The 17,294-nt window shown below is 38.6% G+C and carries 19 protein-coding genes; all 19 read left to right on the top strand.

What is annotated here, in order from left to right; genetic code table 11:
- Nucleotides 1–2: 2 nt before the first annotated feature.
- The 19 genes from ABID56_RS02200 (at nucleotide 3) to spoIVA (ending at nucleotide 17,039) form a co-directional block, all read left to right on the top strand.
- Complete coding sequence (locus ABID56_RS02200; protein WP_354218884.1) at nucleotides 3–584, top strand: CPBP family intramembrane glutamic endopeptidase; 582 nt, start codon at nucleotides 3–5, stop codon at nucleotides 582–584.
- A 5-nt stretch (nucleotides 585–589) separates the two neighbouring features.
- Nucleotides 590–853: a hypothetical protein gene (locus ABID56_RS02195; RefSeq protein WP_354218882.1), complete on the top strand. Its 264-nt coding sequence runs from the start codon at nucleotides 590–592 to the stop codon at nucleotides 851–853.
- Nucleotides 854–1,004: 151 nt separating this feature from the next.
- Nucleotides 1,005–1,583 carry an adaptor protein MecA gene (locus ABID56_RS02190; RefSeq protein ID WP_354218881.1) on the top strand — a complete coding sequence of 193 codons (579 nt, stop codon included), beginning with the start codon at nucleotides 1,005–1,007 and terminating at the stop codon, nucleotides 1,581–1,583.
- Nucleotides 1,584–1,598: 15 nt separating this feature from the next.
- Nucleotides 1,599–2,534: a D-alanine--D-alanine ligase family protein gene (locus ABID56_RS02185; RefSeq protein WP_354218880.1), complete on the top strand. Its 936-nt coding sequence runs from the start codon at nucleotides 1,599–1,601 to the stop codon at nucleotides 2,532–2,534.
- Between the two features lie 120 nt (nucleotides 2,535–2,654).
- A complete protein-coding gene (locus ABID56_RS02180; protein WP_354218879.1) occupies nucleotides 2,655–3,926 on the top strand; it encodes a Glu/Leu/Phe/Val family dehydrogenase in 1,272 nt (423 codons plus the stop codon).
- 136 nt (nucleotides 3,927–4,062) lie between these two features.
- Complete coding sequence (locus ABID56_RS02175; RefSeq protein WP_354218878.1) at nucleotides 4,063–5,040, top strand: YpdA family putative bacillithiol disulfide reductase; 978 nt, start codon at nucleotides 4,063–4,065, stop codon at nucleotides 5,038–5,040.
- Nucleotides 5,041–5,045: 5 nt separating this feature from the next.
- Nucleotides 5,046–6,008, top strand: coding sequence for an asparaginase (locus tag ABID56_RS02170; protein ID WP_354218876.1), 963 nt, complete (start codon nucleotides 5,046–5,048; stop codon nucleotides 6,006–6,008).
- A gap of 123 nt (nucleotides 6,009–6,131) precedes the next feature.
- On the top strand, nucleotides 6,132–6,953 hold the full coding sequence (sleB, locus tag ABID56_RS02165; protein WP_377946537.1) for a spore cortex-lytic enzyme: 822 nt from the start codon (nucleotides 6,132–6,134) through the stop codon (nucleotides 6,951–6,953).
- Nucleotides 6,954–6,965: 12 nt separating this feature from the next.
- The gene (gene ypeB / locus ABID56_RS02160) at nucleotides 6,966–8,297 is read left to right on the top strand and encodes a germination protein YpeB (RefSeq protein ID WP_354218873.1); all 1,332 of its coding nucleotides are present in this window, start codon (nucleotides 6,966–6,968) and stop codon (nucleotides 8,295–8,297) included.
- Between the two features lie 88 nt (nucleotides 8,298–8,385).
- The gene (locus ABID56_RS02155; RefSeq protein ID WP_354218872.1) at nucleotides 8,386–9,042 is read left to right on the top strand and encodes a flagellar brake protein; all 657 of its coding nucleotides are present in this window, start codon (nucleotides 8,386–8,388) and stop codon (nucleotides 9,040–9,042) included.
- A 38-nt stretch (nucleotides 9,043–9,080) separates the two neighbouring features.
- Nucleotides 9,081–9,755, top strand: a complete 675-nt coding sequence (gene cmk, locus ABID56_RS02150; RefSeq protein ID WP_354218871.1) for a (d)CMP kinase — start codon at nucleotides 9,081–9,083, stop codon at nucleotides 9,753–9,755.
- Nucleotides 9,756–9,758: 3 nt separating this feature from the next.
- On the top strand, nucleotides 9,759–10,340 hold the full coding sequence (locus ABID56_RS02145) for a lysophospholipid acyltransferase family protein (RefSeq protein WP_354218869.1): 582 nt from the start codon (nucleotides 9,759–9,761) through the stop codon (nucleotides 10,338–10,340).
- Between the two features lie 67 nt (nucleotides 10,341–10,407).
- Nucleotides 10,408–11,547, top strand: a complete 1,140-nt coding sequence (gene rpsA, locus ABID56_RS02140; RefSeq protein ID WP_354218868.1) for a 30S ribosomal protein S1 — start codon at nucleotides 10,408–10,410, stop codon at nucleotides 11,545–11,547.
- 80 nt (nucleotides 11,548–11,627) lie between these two features.
- A complete protein-coding gene (gene der / locus ABID56_RS02135) occupies nucleotides 11,628–12,938 on the top strand; it encodes a ribosome biogenesis GTPase Der (protein ID WP_354218867.1) in 1,311 nt (436 codons plus the stop codon).
- A gap of 13 nt (nucleotides 12,939–12,951) precedes the next feature.
- A complete protein-coding gene (locus ABID56_RS02130) occupies nucleotides 12,952–13,968 on the top strand; it encodes an NAD(P)H-dependent glycerol-3-phosphate dehydrogenase (protein ID WP_354218866.1) in 1,017 nt (338 codons plus the stop codon).
- Nucleotides 13,969–14,036: 68 nt separating this feature from the next.
- Nucleotides 14,037–14,300, top strand: a complete 264-nt coding sequence (locus ABID56_RS02125) for a stage VI sporulation protein F (protein WP_354218865.1) — start codon at nucleotides 14,037–14,039, stop codon at nucleotides 14,298–14,300.
- Between the two features lie 178 nt (nucleotides 14,301–14,478).
- Nucleotides 14,479–14,679, top strand: a complete 201-nt coding sequence (locus ABID56_RS02120) for a DUF2768 domain-containing protein (RefSeq protein WP_354218864.1) — start codon at nucleotides 14,479–14,481, stop codon at nucleotides 14,677–14,679.
- Between the two features lie 14 nt (nucleotides 14,680–14,693).
- Nucleotides 14,694–15,437, top strand: a complete 744-nt coding sequence (locus tag ABID56_RS02115; RefSeq protein WP_354218863.1) for a YphF family lipoprotein — start codon at nucleotides 14,694–14,696, stop codon at nucleotides 15,435–15,437.
- A gap of 123 nt (nucleotides 15,438–15,560) precedes the next feature.
- The gene (spoIVA, locus tag ABID56_RS02110) at nucleotides 15,561–17,039 is read left to right on the top strand and encodes a stage IV sporulation protein A (RefSeq protein ID WP_354218862.1); all 1,479 of its coding nucleotides are present in this window, start codon (nucleotides 15,561–15,563) and stop codon (nucleotides 17,037–17,039) included.
- Nucleotides 17,040–17,294: the final 255 nt, after the last annotated feature.

The raw sequence follows: 17,294 nt of genomic DNA, 5'->3' as shown, positions 1-17,294 counted from the left end.
ATATGGCAAGAAAACGAACGCAGGCAGATATTATAAGTCAACTATCTAACCGAGAGTTGTTGTGGAATGTTTACTTATCACAAACGTTGTTTCTCATTATCTCGTTTATCATTGGGTTCTTCTTATTTGATAGCTGGTCGACATTTTGGTCATTGTGGACGTTTGATCATCATGAATTAATTTATTATGGTCTTATACCTGGTGTTATAATAGTCATCGTTGATATAATTATGATTCGCTATCTACCAGCGCGATTATATGACGATGGAGGTATTAATCGACGACTATTCACATCAATTTCAATACCACACATTATTGTATTAACAGCTTTTGTAGCGTTATCAGAAGAAATACTATTCCGTGGTGTGATTCAAACACATTTCGGTTTTTGGATAGCCAGTATTTTATTTGCCATCGTTCATATTCGGTATTTGACGAAATGGGTGTTGTTAATCTCGGTTTTGTTATTGTCGTTCGTGATTGGGTATATATACCATATAACGGATAATTTATGGACGACCGTAGCAGCTCATTTTGTCATTGATCTGTTGTTAGGGTTGTATTATTGGAAGAAAATGAGGTGAGGACGATGACGTTAGACAATCAAAATCATGAGGATAAATCAACAATCGACGTTATGGAGTTACCTCCAAGACATACTGTTCACACGACAAAGCGTACACGGAAGGGTTCAGAAGAAAATCTTGAAGACTCTACTGTTATCACGAATAAAAATGATGATACAGAGCCTTCGCTATTTTACTATAAGTTATCCATTCATATCGTGTTAGTTTTATTTATAATATTGAGCTTAGGTATTCCTATTTATTATTATTTCATGCTAAACCCGTAAGTTGTTTGGATGAATTTAATAATTACCGTTTTTTATTTGTTTGACTTCCTTTAAAATATAATATGTGTTATGAATTTAGCGTTGTGATACAGGCAATTTTTGCTCACAGCGATACATATAATAAGAGAAGAAAGAAGTTGGGGGTGTTGACGTGAGGCTTGAACGAATTAGCGTTAACCAATTTAAAATATTTTTAACCTACGATGATTTAAATGATCGAGGCTACTCAAAGCAGGACTTGTGGAATAATTTGCCGCGAGCGAATCAATTGTTTCAAGATATGTTGCATGAAGCTTCAGAAGAATTAGATATGGATTTGGACGGTCGCCTTGTGGTACGTGTCCATATGTTACAAGCGCAAGGAATGATTATCGTCGTCACTCAAAATGAAGGTGAAGTCGTTGAAGGCGATGATTATATTGAACTTAAAGTGACGATGGATGAAAATGAAGAACTTATGTTTTCATTCGAAACATTTGAATCAGTTATTCAAGTGTCAAACATATTAATTAAGTACAATGATTACCAATCAGCTGTTTATCATTATGATAACCAATATTTCGTGAAGATAGAAGATGAAGGGGCATCATTAGTGCAACGTGATAATATCATTTCGATTATGTCAGAATACGGTTCACCGAGTACGATGACGTCGCATGTTCTATTAGAGTACGGTAACCAAATTGCTTTAGAAAATGGCATACAAACGATTCATCATTATTTTAATTAAATTTGAGGTGACCGCATGAAAGTAGCAGTTTTGTATGGTGGAACATCAAAAGAGCGTGATGTTTCATTATCAACAGGTAAAGGCATGATTCAAGCATTAGAACAACTAGACCATGATGTGATTGGTATTGATTTTGATCCGCATCAAATCAATACATTATGGGAACAATTAAAACAAGTCGACGTTGTCATGATTGGACTACACGGTAAACAAGGTGAAGACGGCAAAGTGCAAGGACTACTAGAACTGATGGGGATACCATATGTAGGATCAGGTGTGTTAGCGTCATCACTAGCAATGGATAAAGCAAAGGCGAAGCAAGTGTTTGCGATGCATGACATACCTATTGCTCATAGTCAGTCATTTCATTACCGACAATCAAGAGGAGACATCGAACGTACGATTAAGCAAACATTTAGCACTCCATATATCATTAAACCAAACCAAGAAGGCTCGACTCTTGGATTGACTGTCATTGAGTCAGATGAACAGGTTGCAGATGCCATTAAGACAGCATTCACACATGATTCAGATATAATTGTTGAAGATTATGTTTCAGGACGTGAACTGACTGTCTCAGTATTAGGGAATAAAGGTGATGAACAGGCTTTACCTATTATTGAGATCGTTCCTAAAAGTAAGTACTATGATTATGAATCAAAATATGCTGAAGGCGGCAGTGAACATATTGTCCCGGCATCACTTGATGAGCACATGACAGAATTGATTCAACATTATGCACAAACGGCTCATCGTGCATTAGGGTGTGAAACATACTCTCGTGTCGATTTTATATTACATGAAGACCGCGGTCCAATTATTTTAGAAGTGAATACATTACCAGGCATGACACCGACAAGTCTTTATCCTGATGCAGCGGCGGCTGTTGGATTAAGCTATGCCGAAATGATTCAATTGTTTATAGATTTAACATTAGCGAAATATAGCTAATTTTCAAAGGAAATTGGTTAATTTGTCCTGTTATGTTGTTGCATATTCTTATTTAAGATGTATACTAAATATGAAAGCTATTACTTAACATTGTTTGCATAAGTTATAGGAGGTAAACAAATGGCGGCCCAAAACTCAGCAGATTCTCAAAAGGAACAGACAAATATTCTAACGTCAACTCAATCAGTTGTTAAAGACGCATTAGAACGTTTAGGTTACCCTGATGAAGCATATGAATTGATGAAAGAACCCGTACGTATGATTACAGTTCGTATTCCAGTTCGTATGGACGATGGCAAAATCAAAGTGTTTACGGGATATCGTGCACAACATAATGATGCAGTCGGTCCGACAAAAGGTGGCGTACGGTTCCATCCGAATGTGTCAGAAATGGAAGTTCGTGCATTATCCATTTGGATGACATTAAAATCGGGTATCGTCGATTTACCATATGGTGGTGGTAAAGGGGGTATCGTTTGTGACCCTCGTGAAATGTCTTTCCGTGAATTAGAAGCTCTAAGTCGTGGATACGTACGTGCTTTATCACAAGTGGTAGGACCAACAAAAGATATTCCAGCACCTGATGTGTTTACGAACTCACAAATTATGGCTTGGATGATGGATGAATACAGCCGTATTGACGAATTTAATAATCCAGGTTTTATAACAGGTAAGCCGATCGTCTTAGGTGGTTCTCACGGCCGAGAATCTGCTACAGCTAAAGGTGTTACAATTTGTATCGAAGAAGCGTGTAAAAAACGTGGAATTAAACTACAAGGTGCTCGTGTGATTGTGCAAGGATTCGGTAATGCGGGCAGTTTTTTAGCGAAATTCATGCATGATATGGGTGCGAAGGTTATCGCTATTTCCGACGCAGAAGGCGCTTTACATGACCCAGAAGGTTTAGATATTGATTATTTATTAGACCGTCGCGATAGTTTCGGCACAGTGACGAACTTATTCGAAGATACATTGTCTAATGATGAAATGCTTGAACTTGATACTGATATTCTCGTCCCAGCAGCGATCGAGAACCAAATCACAGAAGAAAACGCGCACAATATTCAAGCTGATATTGTCGTAGAAGCCGCTAATGGTCCAACGACATTGAAAGCAACTGAAATATTAACTGAGCGTGACATTCTAATTGTCCCAGACGTGTTAGCATCTTCTGGTGGTGTAACCGTATCGTATTTCGAATGGGTACAGAACAACCAAGGTTATTATTGGAAAGAAGAAGAAGTACAAGAAAAATTACGTCAAGTACTTGTGAAAGCCTTTAATAATGTGTACACAACAGCACAGAACCGAAATATTGATATGCGCCTGGCTGCCTATATGGTAGGTGTGCGTAAGATGACAGAGGCAGCGCGATTTAGAGGTTGGATTTAATCAATTAGTTGAATCGACGGGTAAAATCTCCTATCATTATCTTGGTAGGAGATTTTTTTGTGTTAATGGATAATGTCCAAACGAACTCTATATTTAAACGATATACATACATGAAAGAGACTTAGGAGTGTGACGTATGAATCAAGAAAAGGTGATTATAATTGGCGCTGGCCCTTGTGGCATGTCAGCAGCAATCGAATTACAACGACAAGGATTTGACCCATTATTAATAGAAAAAGGGAATGTCGCTAATTCCATTTTTTATTATCCAACACATCAGACATTTTTCAGTTCTAGTGAAAAATTAGAAATTGGACAAATTCCTTTTATATCAGAACGTCAAAAACCTGTGCGAAATGAGGCTTTAACGTATTATAGAACAGTTGCTGATCGTACTGGATTAAGAATCAACACTTATGAACGAGTCGATTCGATTGATGTGTCTCATAACGGTTATGTCTTAAATACGACGACACAGTTCGGTGATAAGCTTCAATATGAGACGACTTATTTAGTGATCGCAACCGGTTATTATGACCATCCTAATCGCTTACAAGTGCCAGGGGAATCCTTGCCACATGTTTTCCATTATTTCAAAGAAGCGCATCCTTATTTTAATCAAAATGTCGTCGTGATTGGCGGTAAAAACTCCGCAGTTGATGCGACATTAGAGTTAGAGAAAGCTGGGGCTAATGTAACAGTCCTGTATAGGGGATCAGACTATTCAGCGAGTGTTAAGCCATGGATATTGCCGAATTTCGAAGCACTCGTCCGACATGGAAAAATAGATATGGTGTTTAACGCTGAAGTAGAAGAAATAACATCTGAAGTCGTTCGCTATCAAGTCGGGACTGAATCGTTTAGCGTTAATGCTGATTATGTATTTGCGATGGTTGGCTATCATCCCGATCAACATTTCCTCACATCGATCGGTATCGGAATAGATGATGAAACAGGAAGGCCGCAATTTTCTGAGGGTACGATGGAAACTAATGTGCCGAATATTTATGTATCAGGTGTGATTGCAGCCGGTTATAATAATAACGAAATCTTTATCGAAAATGGTCGTCATCACGGTGAAAAAATCGCTCAACATATTGCAAAAAAGGAATAGGTGAAATGATGAATAAAGTCGTATTAATCACAACAGGTGGAACTATAGCGAGTAAACCGAAACACCCAAGTGGAAAGTTATCATCTGGTGCTATGTCTGGCGAAGAACTAGCGTCTTTATGTGAACTGCCAGATGAAATAGAAGTCGATATTGATTCAGCCATTCAGAAACCGAGCGTACATCTTAATGGACAGGACTGGCTCGTATTAAAAGAGACGATTGAACGCCATTTTGAAGATCCACATGTTTCTGGCGTTGTTGTCACTCACGGAACTGATACGATTGAAGAAACCGCGTATTTCCTTGACTTGACGATACAAGATGATCGTCCAGTCGTCGTTACTGGATCACAACGGTCAATAGCTGACTTAGGTAGTGATGTATATATTAACTTAAGACACGCCATTTATGCAGCTTGTAGTCAAGATTTGCACGGAGTTGGGACGGTTGTGGTCTTTAACGAACGCATTTTCCCGGCAAAGTATGTGAAGAAAGAACACGCTAGCAACATACAAGGGTTTAACGCGTTTGGTTTCGGTTATTTAGGTATTATTGATAATGATTTAGTTCAAATATTTCAACGCCCTGTGAAGCGCGATGTTTATGAGTTAAAAAACCCGTTACCGCGAGTTGATATTGTTAAATGTTATTTAGATGGTGATGGGGCTGTGATAGAAGCACTCGTTGAAGCGGGTGCTAAAGGTATCGTGCTAGAAGGCGTTGGGCGTGGCCAAGTACCTCCGCGAATGATGCCAGCTATTAGAAATAGTCTAGATCGTGGCGTTGTCGTTGTTATTACAACCGCTTCAGAAGAAGGCGCAGTTTACCCGACATATGATTATGAAGGAAGCGCCTATGATTTAATCCAATATGGTGTGTTACTCGGCAGTGATTATGACAGTAAAAAAGCACGCGTCAAATTAGCTGTCCAATTAGCATCAAACGATGGTTCAATAACATTTTTATAATGATCATCAACAAAGCCTTCTCGACTATAAACGAGGAGGCTTTATTTTGTTTTAACGATTGAAGTATAACAAATGATAATTAAGCAAAACTAACCATCAAAGTGATTTTATAGAGGGAGGACAATGATGGTTAAGTATAAGATTGGAGTGTTGTTCGTTAGTCTTTTATTGTTATGGCCTAGCATAACGTCACACGGTTTTTCTGAACAAATCATACAAAAAGGAGCAACAGGTGATGATGTTATTGAGTTACAAGCACGCTTACAATATATCGGCTATTACGAGGGTGCAATCGATGGAGTCTATGGTTGGGGGACATATTGGTCCGTTCGAAATTTTCAAGAAGCGTTTGAGTTAGAGAGTATTGATGGGATTGTCGGGCAAAAGACAAAAGATATGCTAATAAATGCGACTGAATATGACGAACAATACGTTAAACAACAAATGTATCAAAACGAAGACTTTAATTATTACGGCGGGAGACAGTCGAATGATGCGTCAGACTCTGCGCCTGCACCAGAATCTGAAACGGCGAATGAAGAACAATCAACAGCAGATGGGCCTCAAGCAGTCAACGTACCCGAAGGATTTTCACAAAATGATATTCAGTTAATGGCGCGTGCAGTTTATGCTGAAGGTCGTGGTGAACCCTACAATGGTCAAGTCGCGATTGCCGCTGTCATTATCAACCGTCTTGATAATCCAGATTTCCCTGACTCAATTTCAGGTATCATCTATGAACCACTTGCATTTGAGGCTGTGGCAGATGGTCAGATTAATATGCAACCAAACGAAGAAGCGAGACAGGCTGTATTGGATGCTGTCAATGGCTGGGATCCATCAGGAGGAGCGATTTATTACTTTAACCCCGACACAGCAACGAGTGATTGGATTTGGTCTCGACCACAAATTAAACGAATTGGAAAACATATATTCATGAAATAGGAAGGTGACAACATGTTTGGATGGTTACGTTGGGTGATATATATTATTTTGATCATTGGTATGATTGGGTCAATCGTCTGGGGATATCAGGAACAACAAGATAAAAACGCCTTACTCATTAAAGCAGAAAACAATTATCAACGTGCATTTCATGATTTAACGTATCGTATGGATCAATTAAACGAGAAAATCTCGACCGTGTTAGCAATGAATGCTCCTAATAATATTTCACCACAAATGGCTGATGTATGGAAGATAACATCCGAAGCGAAAGCTGACGTAGCACAATTACCATTGTCGCTTATGCCGTTTAGTGAAACGAAGCAGTTATTAAATCAAGTCGGTGACTTCGCATATGACGTGTCGATTCGAAATTTATCAGACGAGCCATTAAATGAACAAGAATTAGAAGCTTTAAGTCAATTGCAAGATGAATCAAATAAAATTAAACGGCAGTTGCGCACAGTGCAAAACCAGGTGTTATCTGATGGTATCAGGTGGATGGATATTGAAGCCAGTATGGTGACGAATGAAACACGCGATGATAATGTACTTAAAGGATTAAAACAAGTAGAAGAACAAGTTGGACAGTTTAATGGTCTTGATCAACTATCACAACCTAATATGAATCAGTCGATTACATTAGATGGTGATGACATTAACAAAAGTGACGTTGAAACAATTGTTCGAGATTACTTCGAATTAAATGACCAAGCTGAATTGACGGTTACCGAAACAGGTGACGGTTCAGATATACCGATTTATAATGCATCGTTTGAAACAGACGAAGTCCATGGTTATTCCGAAGTGACTCAGAAAGGTGGCCATGTTTTATCTTACTTACTAAATAGAGAGTTAGGTGAAGCGTCGATCAGTTTAAATGAAGGGATGAATGTTGCAGAGGAATTATTAGCGGATTTAGATTTTGAGCAAATTGAAATGGTTGAAAGCATTCAATATGATCAAGTTGGTGTCTATGAATTTGTTCATGTTCATGACAACATATACTATTACCCAGATGAAATTCGTGTGAAAGTCGCGCTAGACGAAGGTGATGTTATTGGATTAACCGCGCGTGAGTTTATTTTAAATGAACGGAATCGCGAACAACTCTCTTTAGAGCCAGAACTAACCGAAGACGAAGCGTTGGGTTACATTCATGACCAATTAGACGAACAATTGACTCGGTTAGCCGTCATCGAAAATGAGGAGGGGGAAGAAGTCTTAACGTATGAAGTGTTAGGGACAATAGATGGTACGACATATCGTGTCTTTATTAACGCGAATGACGGGTTTGAAGAACGAGTTGATCGATTAAAACAAAGCGAAGAAGTTTATCAATAAATTATTTTAAGGAAAAGGCAACTTAGCCTTTTCCTTTTGTTTTATTTTTGTCATAATTAAAGTATCTCATATAAAAGGGGAAAAGCATATGCTATCGGTTGGGAAGAAGTTATCGATCGAAACAGTAAAAGGTGATCAAATAGAAGAGAAGCTTCATTCCAAAGTGTTTGATTTAACGAAAGATAAAGTATTTATCGACTACCCGATTAACCAAGAGACGGGACGAACACATTACTTTTTGGAAAATACAAAGGTGAGAGTGTCGTTTGTTAGTGATCATGAAGTGGTATATCGTTTTTATACAGAAGTGAAGCGCCGAAAAAGAGAAGGTATGGCGGTATTGGAATTTCCATTGCCGACAAAAGATGAAATGATGAAGATTCAACGCCGTCAGTACGTTCGCGTTGATGCCAACCTAGATGCCGCTCTTTACCCGTTGGATGAAGAAAGAGAACCACTCATTTCTTATACAATGGATATTAGTGGCGGTGGCGTTGCGGTCAAATCGAATGATCGTCTATTTTCAGAAGGTGAAGAGCTAGATATGATGATCGTGCTACCGCTTGAATCCAATCAATATGTTTATTTAAATGTTAAAGGTGAGGTTATTCGATATACTCAGACAGACGGAAGTAGTTGGAAGTTATCAGTTAAATTCAAATCGATTGATGAACAGAAACGTGAATCAGTGATTAAATTTTGTTTTGATCAACAACTTGAACGGAGACGAAAACTTCGATCTTAAGTTTCAGACGTGTACAAGGATTATTAGGAGGAACGATCATGAAAGTTGCAATTGATGGACCAGCAGCTGCAGGTAAGAGTACTGTAGCAAAAAATATTGCTAAACAATTAAGTTATGTCTATATTGATACAGGGGCGATGTATCGTGCATTGACCCTCGCAGCTAGACGCCAAAATGTTAATGTTCAAGACGAGCAAGCATTAGCACAACTAGCAAACGATGTGACCATTTCGTTTCGTTATCGTGAAGAAGGCCAAGATGTTCTTTTAAACGGTGATGATGTGTCGCATGCGATTCGTGAAACTGATGTCACCAATCATGTATCAGATGTGGCTAAACATCCACTCGTCAGGCAGCATTTAGTGGCGATGCAACGCGAACTTGCTGAAGAATCAAATGTCGTGATGGATGGACGAGATATTGGGACATATGTTTTACCGAAAGCCGATTTGAAAGTGTTTTTAATCGCGTCTGTTGAAGAACGAGCTGAGAGACGTCATAAAGAAAATCAAGAGAAAGGCATTGAATCTGACTTAGAGCAGTTAAAACAAGATATTAAACGCCGTGATCAGATTGATTCGGAACGTGAAATGGCTCCTCTCATTAAAGCTGATGACGCTGTTGAAATCGATACAACATCATTATCGATTGCGGATGTAACGCATAAAATATTAGATTTAATTCGAGATGTTAACGAAACTAAAGGAGTTTAAGCCATGTTATATACGTTTGCTAAGTATCTTGTTTGGTTTATCTTTAAGTTTTTATATCGTATTAAAATTCACGGGAAAGAAAATATCCCAAAACAAGGTCCTGTGATTATTTGTTCTAATCATATTTCAAATTTTGACCCGCCTGTTGTTGGGATCACATCACCACGAGTGATTCATTTTATGGCGAAAGAAGAATTGTTCGAAAAGAAAGTGCTAGGATTTTTGTTGCCTCGAATCAATGCATTTCCTGTTAAACGAGGGATGCGAGATCGAAACGCTTTAAGGCAAGGGTTAGAGTTGCTCGAAAATGGTGGAACGTTAGGTTTATTTCCTGAAGGAACTCGTAGTAAAGACGGTCATTTGCAGAAAGGCTTAGCGGGAGCAGGTTTCTTTGCGATGCGCTCGAATGCAACTGTTATTCCGTGTGCTATTATCGGAGACTATGAACGCTTTAAACCGTTGCATGTTGTTTACGGTAAGCCAATTGAGTTTAAATCACTTGAAGCAGATAACCCTAGAGCACAAGATGTGACCGATGAAATTATGGCGAATATACAAATATTATTAGAAGAAAATAAAAAATAATGTTATGATAAATGTGTTATTATTACATAATGCATAGTGTTTTTTTGAGGAAGAAGGAGGAATCATAATGACTGAAAATCAAGAAAATGTAACAGAAGAGGTAGTCCAAGTTGGTGATGAAGTAAAGGCGACAGTTGTGAAGCTTGAAGAAAAGCAAGTCGTCGTCAATATCGGTGCTAAATATGATGGAATTGTTCCTATTTCCGAGCTGTCCCATCTCCATGTTGAACATACAAACGAAGTCTTATCAGAAGGCGATACATTTGAAGCTGTTGTGACAAAAGTAGAAGACGATGCGATCGTTGTTTCTAAAAAAGCGAAAGATCAACAACTCGCGTGGGAGAAGTTGGTACAACAATATGAACAAGAAGAAATTATCGAAGCGATTGTATCAGATGTCGTAGAATCAGGTCTTATCGTCGATGTAGGCGTACGCGGCTTCATTCCTGCGTCTCATATTGAAACGTTTTATGTTGATGATCTATCGTCATACCAAGGCAAAACGTTAGAAGTTAAAGTCATTGAAGTGAATGAAGAACGTAATCGTGTGATTTTATCTCATCGTGCCGTTGCTGAGTCTGAAAAGAAGCAGAAAAAGCAACAAATTCTTCAAAATATTGAAGTAGGCGACACATTAGAAGGTGTTGTGCAACGTGTGGCGTCATTTGGTGCATTTGTTGATTTAGGCGGTGTAGATGGTCTAATCCACATTTCACAACTGTCTCATGACCATGTTGATCAAGTAGAAGATGCGGTTGAAGTTGGTCAAAAAGTAACGGTCAAAGTGTTAACAGTCGATCGTGATACAGAACGAATTGGCTTATCTATTAAAGAATTGCAACCTGGACCTTGGGAAGGTATTGAGCTTAAGCTTAAACCTGGTCAAATTGTTGAGGGCACAGTTAAGCGACTTGTTAACTTCGGTGCTTTTATCGAAGTGTTGCCGCAAGTTGAAGGACTTGTTCACATTTCTGAAATTGCTCGAGAACACATTGGTTCACCACAAGAAGTGCTCGATATTGGACAAACGGTTCACGCGAAAGTACTAGATGTGAATGAAACGAATCAACGTGTTTCGTTAAGTATTAAAGAAGCACAAGAAGTAGAAGAAGATGCAGATGTTGCAAAATATCAAAAAGAAGACGATGACGAAGGTTTCCAATTAGGGGATTTAATTGGTGATCAATTAAAAGACTTTAATAAATAATTAAGGGTGGCGTAATGCCACTCTTTTTCATCTGAAGTCGGTTGTCTTTATTAGTGAGTTATGAAAGAGGATGAGTAATTATGAGAAAATCCGTTGTCGCGATTGTTGGTAGACCAAATGTTGGGAAATCAACAATCTTTAATCGATTAGTCGGTGAACGAATTTCAATTGTAGAAGATGTACCTGGTGTAACACGTGATCGAATTTATTCAGAAGCAGAATGGTTAAACCATCATTTTAATCTTATTGATACGGGTGGGATTGATTTAAGTGATGAACCATTAATCGTCCAAATTCGTGAACAAGCCGAAATAGCCATACAAGAAGCTGATGTTATTATTTTTCTCGTTAATGGTCGTGAAGGGATCACAGCCGCTGACGAAGAAGTGGCTCAGTTATTATACAAATCGAACAAGCCCGTGGTTTTAGCGGTTAATAAAATTGACAATTACGAGATGCAAGATCTCTTATATGAGTACTATGCTCTAGGTTTAGGACAACCATTTCCGATTTCAGGAACTCATGGTTTAGGTTTAGGTGATGTTTTAGATGAAACCGTGAAGTACTTCCCAACAGATTTATCGACAGAAGATGATGATGATCGTATTCATTTCTCTTTAATTGGTCGTCCAAATGTAGGGAAGTCATCGCTTGTGAATGCCATATTAGGTGAAGGGCGCGTCATTGTCAGTGATCTTGCCGGAACAACAAAAGATGCTATCGATACTGATTTTAATCGTGACGAACGTGACTTTAAAATTATTGATACAGCTGGAATGCGAAAACGCGGTAAAGTTTATGAAAATACAGAGAAATACAGTGTACTTCGTGCCTTAAAGGCGATTGAACGTTCTGATGTCGTATTAGTTGTTATTGATGCTGAAGAAGGTATTATTGAACAAGACAAAAAAATTGCCGGCTACGCACATGAATCGGGGAAAGCCATCGTGATTGTCGTTAACAAATGGGATACGGTTGATTCGAAACAAGATCGAATGAAGAAGTTTGAAGATGACATCAGGCAACAATTTCAATTTTTATCCTATGCTCCTGTTGTCTTTTTGTCAGCTAAAACAACGAAACGCATTCACACATTAATGCCAAAAGTCATTGAAGCGAGTGAAAATCACGCGAAACGTGTTAAAACGAATGTGTTAAACGAAGTCGTTGAAGACGCGTTAGCGATGAATCCAACCCCTTCAATTAAAGGTCAAAAGATGAAGATCCTATATACAACTCAGGTTGCGACTAAACCGCCAACATTTGTTGTCTTTGTCAATGATCCAAGTTTGATGCACTTTACGTACGAACGGTTTTTAGAAAACCGCATTCGTGAAGCGTTTGGGTTTGAAGGAACACCAATTAAAATTCGAGCGCGACAACGTTCATAAAAGAGGTGTGAATATGGGTAGTAAAGTAGCCGTATTAGGTGCTGGTAGTTGGGGAACAGCTTTAGCTTTAGTTCTAGCAGATAATGGTCATGATGTATCTCTTTGGTCCCACCGTGTAGAATTAGCTGAACAAATAACACAGCATAACGAAAATAAACAATATTTACTTGGTGTTACATTGTCAGAAAATATTGTACCGACCTCATCCTTAGATGAGGCCGTTCATAATAGTGATGCTGTTTTAGTTGTCGTACCAACTAAAGCCATTCGCTCTGTTTGTCAACAAATGAAGTCGTTATTACGTCAAGACCAACTGATTATTCATGCATCAAAAGGAATAGAGCCATCTAGTAATAAACGGATTTCAGAAATGATGACAGAAGAGTTAGGTGAGGACATAGGCGGGAATATTGTCGTCCTATCAGGTCCTAGTCATGCTGAAGAAGTTGGTATGAGACAACCGACAACTGTTACGGTATCGTCACTTAATCAAGAATGCACGATCGCGGCACAAGATTTATTTATGAACGATAAATTTCGCGTCTATACTAATCAAGATTTAATAGGGGTTGAAATAGGGGGCGCATTAAAAAACATTATTGCGTTAGGTGCAGGCATATCAGATGGTCTCGGGTATGGCGATAATGCCAAAGCAGCTTTAATTACGAGAGGATTAGCTGAGATGGCGAAGCTCGGTAAAACATTAAATGCGAACCCGTTAACATTTGCTGGGTTAACAGGTGTCGGTGATTTAATCGTCACATGTACAAGCCAACATAGTCGTAATTGGCGTGCAGGTAATATGTTAGGAAAAGGGTATGACCTTGATGATGTGCTAGAACAAATGGGCATGGTTGTTGAAGGTGTACGAACGACTGAAGCCGTTTATCAAATGGCCCAAAAGTATCATGTTGATATGCCGATTACGTCAGGTTTGTATGAATTAATTGTGCACGAAAAAGATCCAAAACGAGTCGTAGATGACTTAATGAATCGTGGTAAAACGGATGAAATTGAGCATTTAACTTAATATAGCATCCGAACACCTTCTTCAGATTTGCATATACTATGTTGAATGTTATCTGAAGGAGGTTAATTATGAACCGCGATTTCCAACAAACCATTTTCGATCATTTAAAGCAAACAGCTAACATTTCATCAGACGATATTTTACAAGTCGCAAACGCTGTACAACATGCTGATTTCTCTGATGAACGAACGGTAAGACGGCTTGTGCGACAATTGTCCAAATTAGCTGGGAAACCGTTAAGCCCTCAACGTGAAGATAAGATTGTGGATACGATTATTCATCAAAATCAATCGATTGATGCATCAACGCTACAACAAATATTCAAAAAATAGTTGAATATTAGGCAATTGAACGTTGAACAATTATGATAAAATTCATATGATGATATGTAATCGTCAAAGTGAGCTACATGTGAGGAATAAGTCAGTTAAAAGAGGTGTCTGCCCCAACACCTCTTTTAAGTTTGTTAAGACAAGCTATGAATAAAGTTGAATTAAAGGTGGTTACGTTATGTCTGAACCGTTAATGAGAATGTACATATCATTCTTTGGTATGATTTTGTTATTTGTCGCGACAGGGCTTATATTACTGGCAAGACATAAATTGTCTGGTGTCATAAGTGGTATTGTTGCTGTTATTGCTTATTTGTGTATGATAGTCGGTGGTTTTATCATCATTTATATCGTATTTAGTGGTCCGACACCGGAATAAAGGAGAATGACTTAATGGTACGAAAACTTTCCGTGATAATTTTAGCGTTGTCGTTATTGTCAGCATGTTTATATCCACAAGAACAACGTCGAGATAATCAAGTGTCCAATGACGAACAATTGGATCGAGTTCAACAAGCTGTTGATAGTTATCGTGAACAAGAAAATGGTTTGTTACCGATTGAAACGCGCGATCAAGATACACCATTATTTATTAAATACCCGATAGATTTCACACCGTTGATGGAGCAAAACATAATCGGTGAAGTTCCGAGCAATTCATTTCAAGAAGGTGGGTATTATTCGTATGTTATCGTTGACCCTGAGGAATCAGCAGAAGTTAAAGTAGCAGATGCTAGGGTTACTCAAACATTAAGGTCAGTCAATTATGAGATTCATACTTACCGTAATGAGAATGGCCACCCACCATACGGCGAAACAATTGGTGATGGAGTGTTTACTATTAATGAAGAACATGTCGATACGGTCGACGGTTTAACAGTTAATAGTCCTTACTCGAATCAACAATTAGATGTTGTCATGACGACTCAAGCAGACGTTTTGGTTGACTATCGCCCAGATGTATACCGTCTTTTAGAAGAAGAAAATATTGATGAATATGAAGGAGATTTGCGTTATTTACTGTTGGAGCACTATCCAATTGTGCCAGCTTATTCACCTGAAATGTATTTAGAAAACGGAAATGTTGTACTGCAACAACCAAGCAACCCATCATCTAATGACGACAATGAAACGTAAGATTCTATCATAAGTGATAGAATCTTTTTTTTGATTTTAGGCATAATTAAATCGGACAACGACATAATTTAGTAGTGGCTCGTAACATAGGTCGATCAATTGATTATGTCGGAGGGATCAAAAATGGAAAAAGTCAATGTGTTTCATGACATATCGAAACGGACAAACGGTGATATTTATTTAGGTGTTGTCGGAGCGGTTAGGACAGGGAAATCCACTTTCATTAAACGATTCATGGACGCCGTTGTATTACCGAATATAAGCGATGAAGAAGAAAGGCAACGTGCGCAAGACGAGTTACCACAAAGTGCTGCTGGTCGAACGATCATGACGACAGAACCAAAGTTTATTCCTAACAACTCTGTTGCTGTCTCTGTTGATGAAGGGTTAGAAGCTCAAGTAAGATTAGTTGACTGTGTTGGTTATACAGTACCTAGCGCGCAAGGTTTTGAAGATGAAAATGGTCCAAGAATGATCCAGACACCGTGGTATGAAGAAGCTATCCCGTTTCATGATGCAGCTGAAATGGGAACTAGAAAAGTGATTCAAGAACATTCGACGATCGGTGTTGTTGTGACGACGGATGGATCGTTTAGTGAGATTCCACGAAGTGACTACCGTGAAGCAGAACAACAAGTCGTCAATGAACTACACGACGTCGGTAAGCCATTTATTATGGTTCTTAATTCGAGTCGGCCACACGATCATGAAACAAGCTTATTGCGACAATCGTTGGCAGATGAATATGATATTCCGGTTATTCCTGTTTCAGTTGAACATTTAAGTGAAGATGATGTCCAAAATATTTTGCGCGAAGCTTTATATGAATTCCCGGTATTAGAGGTTAATGTTAATTTGCCGAGTTGGGTCATGTCATTAAAAGAGGATCATTGGTTACGTCAAGACTTTCAACAGGCGATACACTCGACAGTGCAAAACATTCGACGACTGCGTGATGTCGATCGTGTCGTTCATGAATTCCACGAATTTGAGTTTATTACAGATGCTCGCATGGGCGGCATGGAAATGGGCGAAGGTGTCGCAGAAATTGATTTATACGCTTCAGATACGCTATATGATCAAGTGTTAAATGAAATCGTCGGTGTTGAAATTCGTGGCAAAGATCATTTGCTAGAACTACTACAAGATTACTCAGATGCAAAACGAGAGTATGACCAAGTTGCAGATGCATTAGCCATGGTGAAACAAACGGGTTACGGTATTGCAAACCCTACACTAGAAGATATGCGATTAGAAGAGCCAGAAATTATTAGGCAAGGCTCTCGATTCGGTGTACGGCTCAAAGCAGTAGCGCCTTCCATTCATATGGTTAAAGTCGATGTTGAATCAGAATTTGCTCCGATTATTGGTACCGAGAAACAAAGTGAAGAACTAGTTCGATATTTAATGCAAGATTTTGAGGAAGATCCGCTATCTATTTGGAAATCGGATATATTCGGACGATCATTAAGTTCTATTGTAAGAGAAGGTATCCATGCGAAACTAACCCTTATGCCTGAAAATGCGCGCTACAAACTAAAAGATACGTTAGAGCGCATTATTAATGAAGGAAATGGTGGCATGATTGCAATCATATTATAACGGTAAAGTCACGACTGTTGTGGTCGTGGCTTTTTTGTGTTGTTCATGATGATAAGAGAGACTGAATTGGCAAAACCGACGAAAAATTCAACTAAATAGCACGCAATTTATAAGTCGAATTACCTAAAAACACGACAAAATCCCTGATTTGATGCAATTTCGTGTTGAAACAGCCATTAGCATGTGATACTATGCAGTTACATCAATTAGAAAAATATGCTACATACGGTGACAGCAACGGTTTGCGATTGTTTT

The organism is Alkalibacillus flavidus (genome assembly GCF_040545925.1).
Lineage (GTDB): Bacteria > Bacillota > Bacilli > Bacillales > Alkalibacillaceae > Alkalibacillus > Alkalibacillus flavidus.
This window is presented reverse-complemented; position numbering and strand designations above follow the sequence as displayed.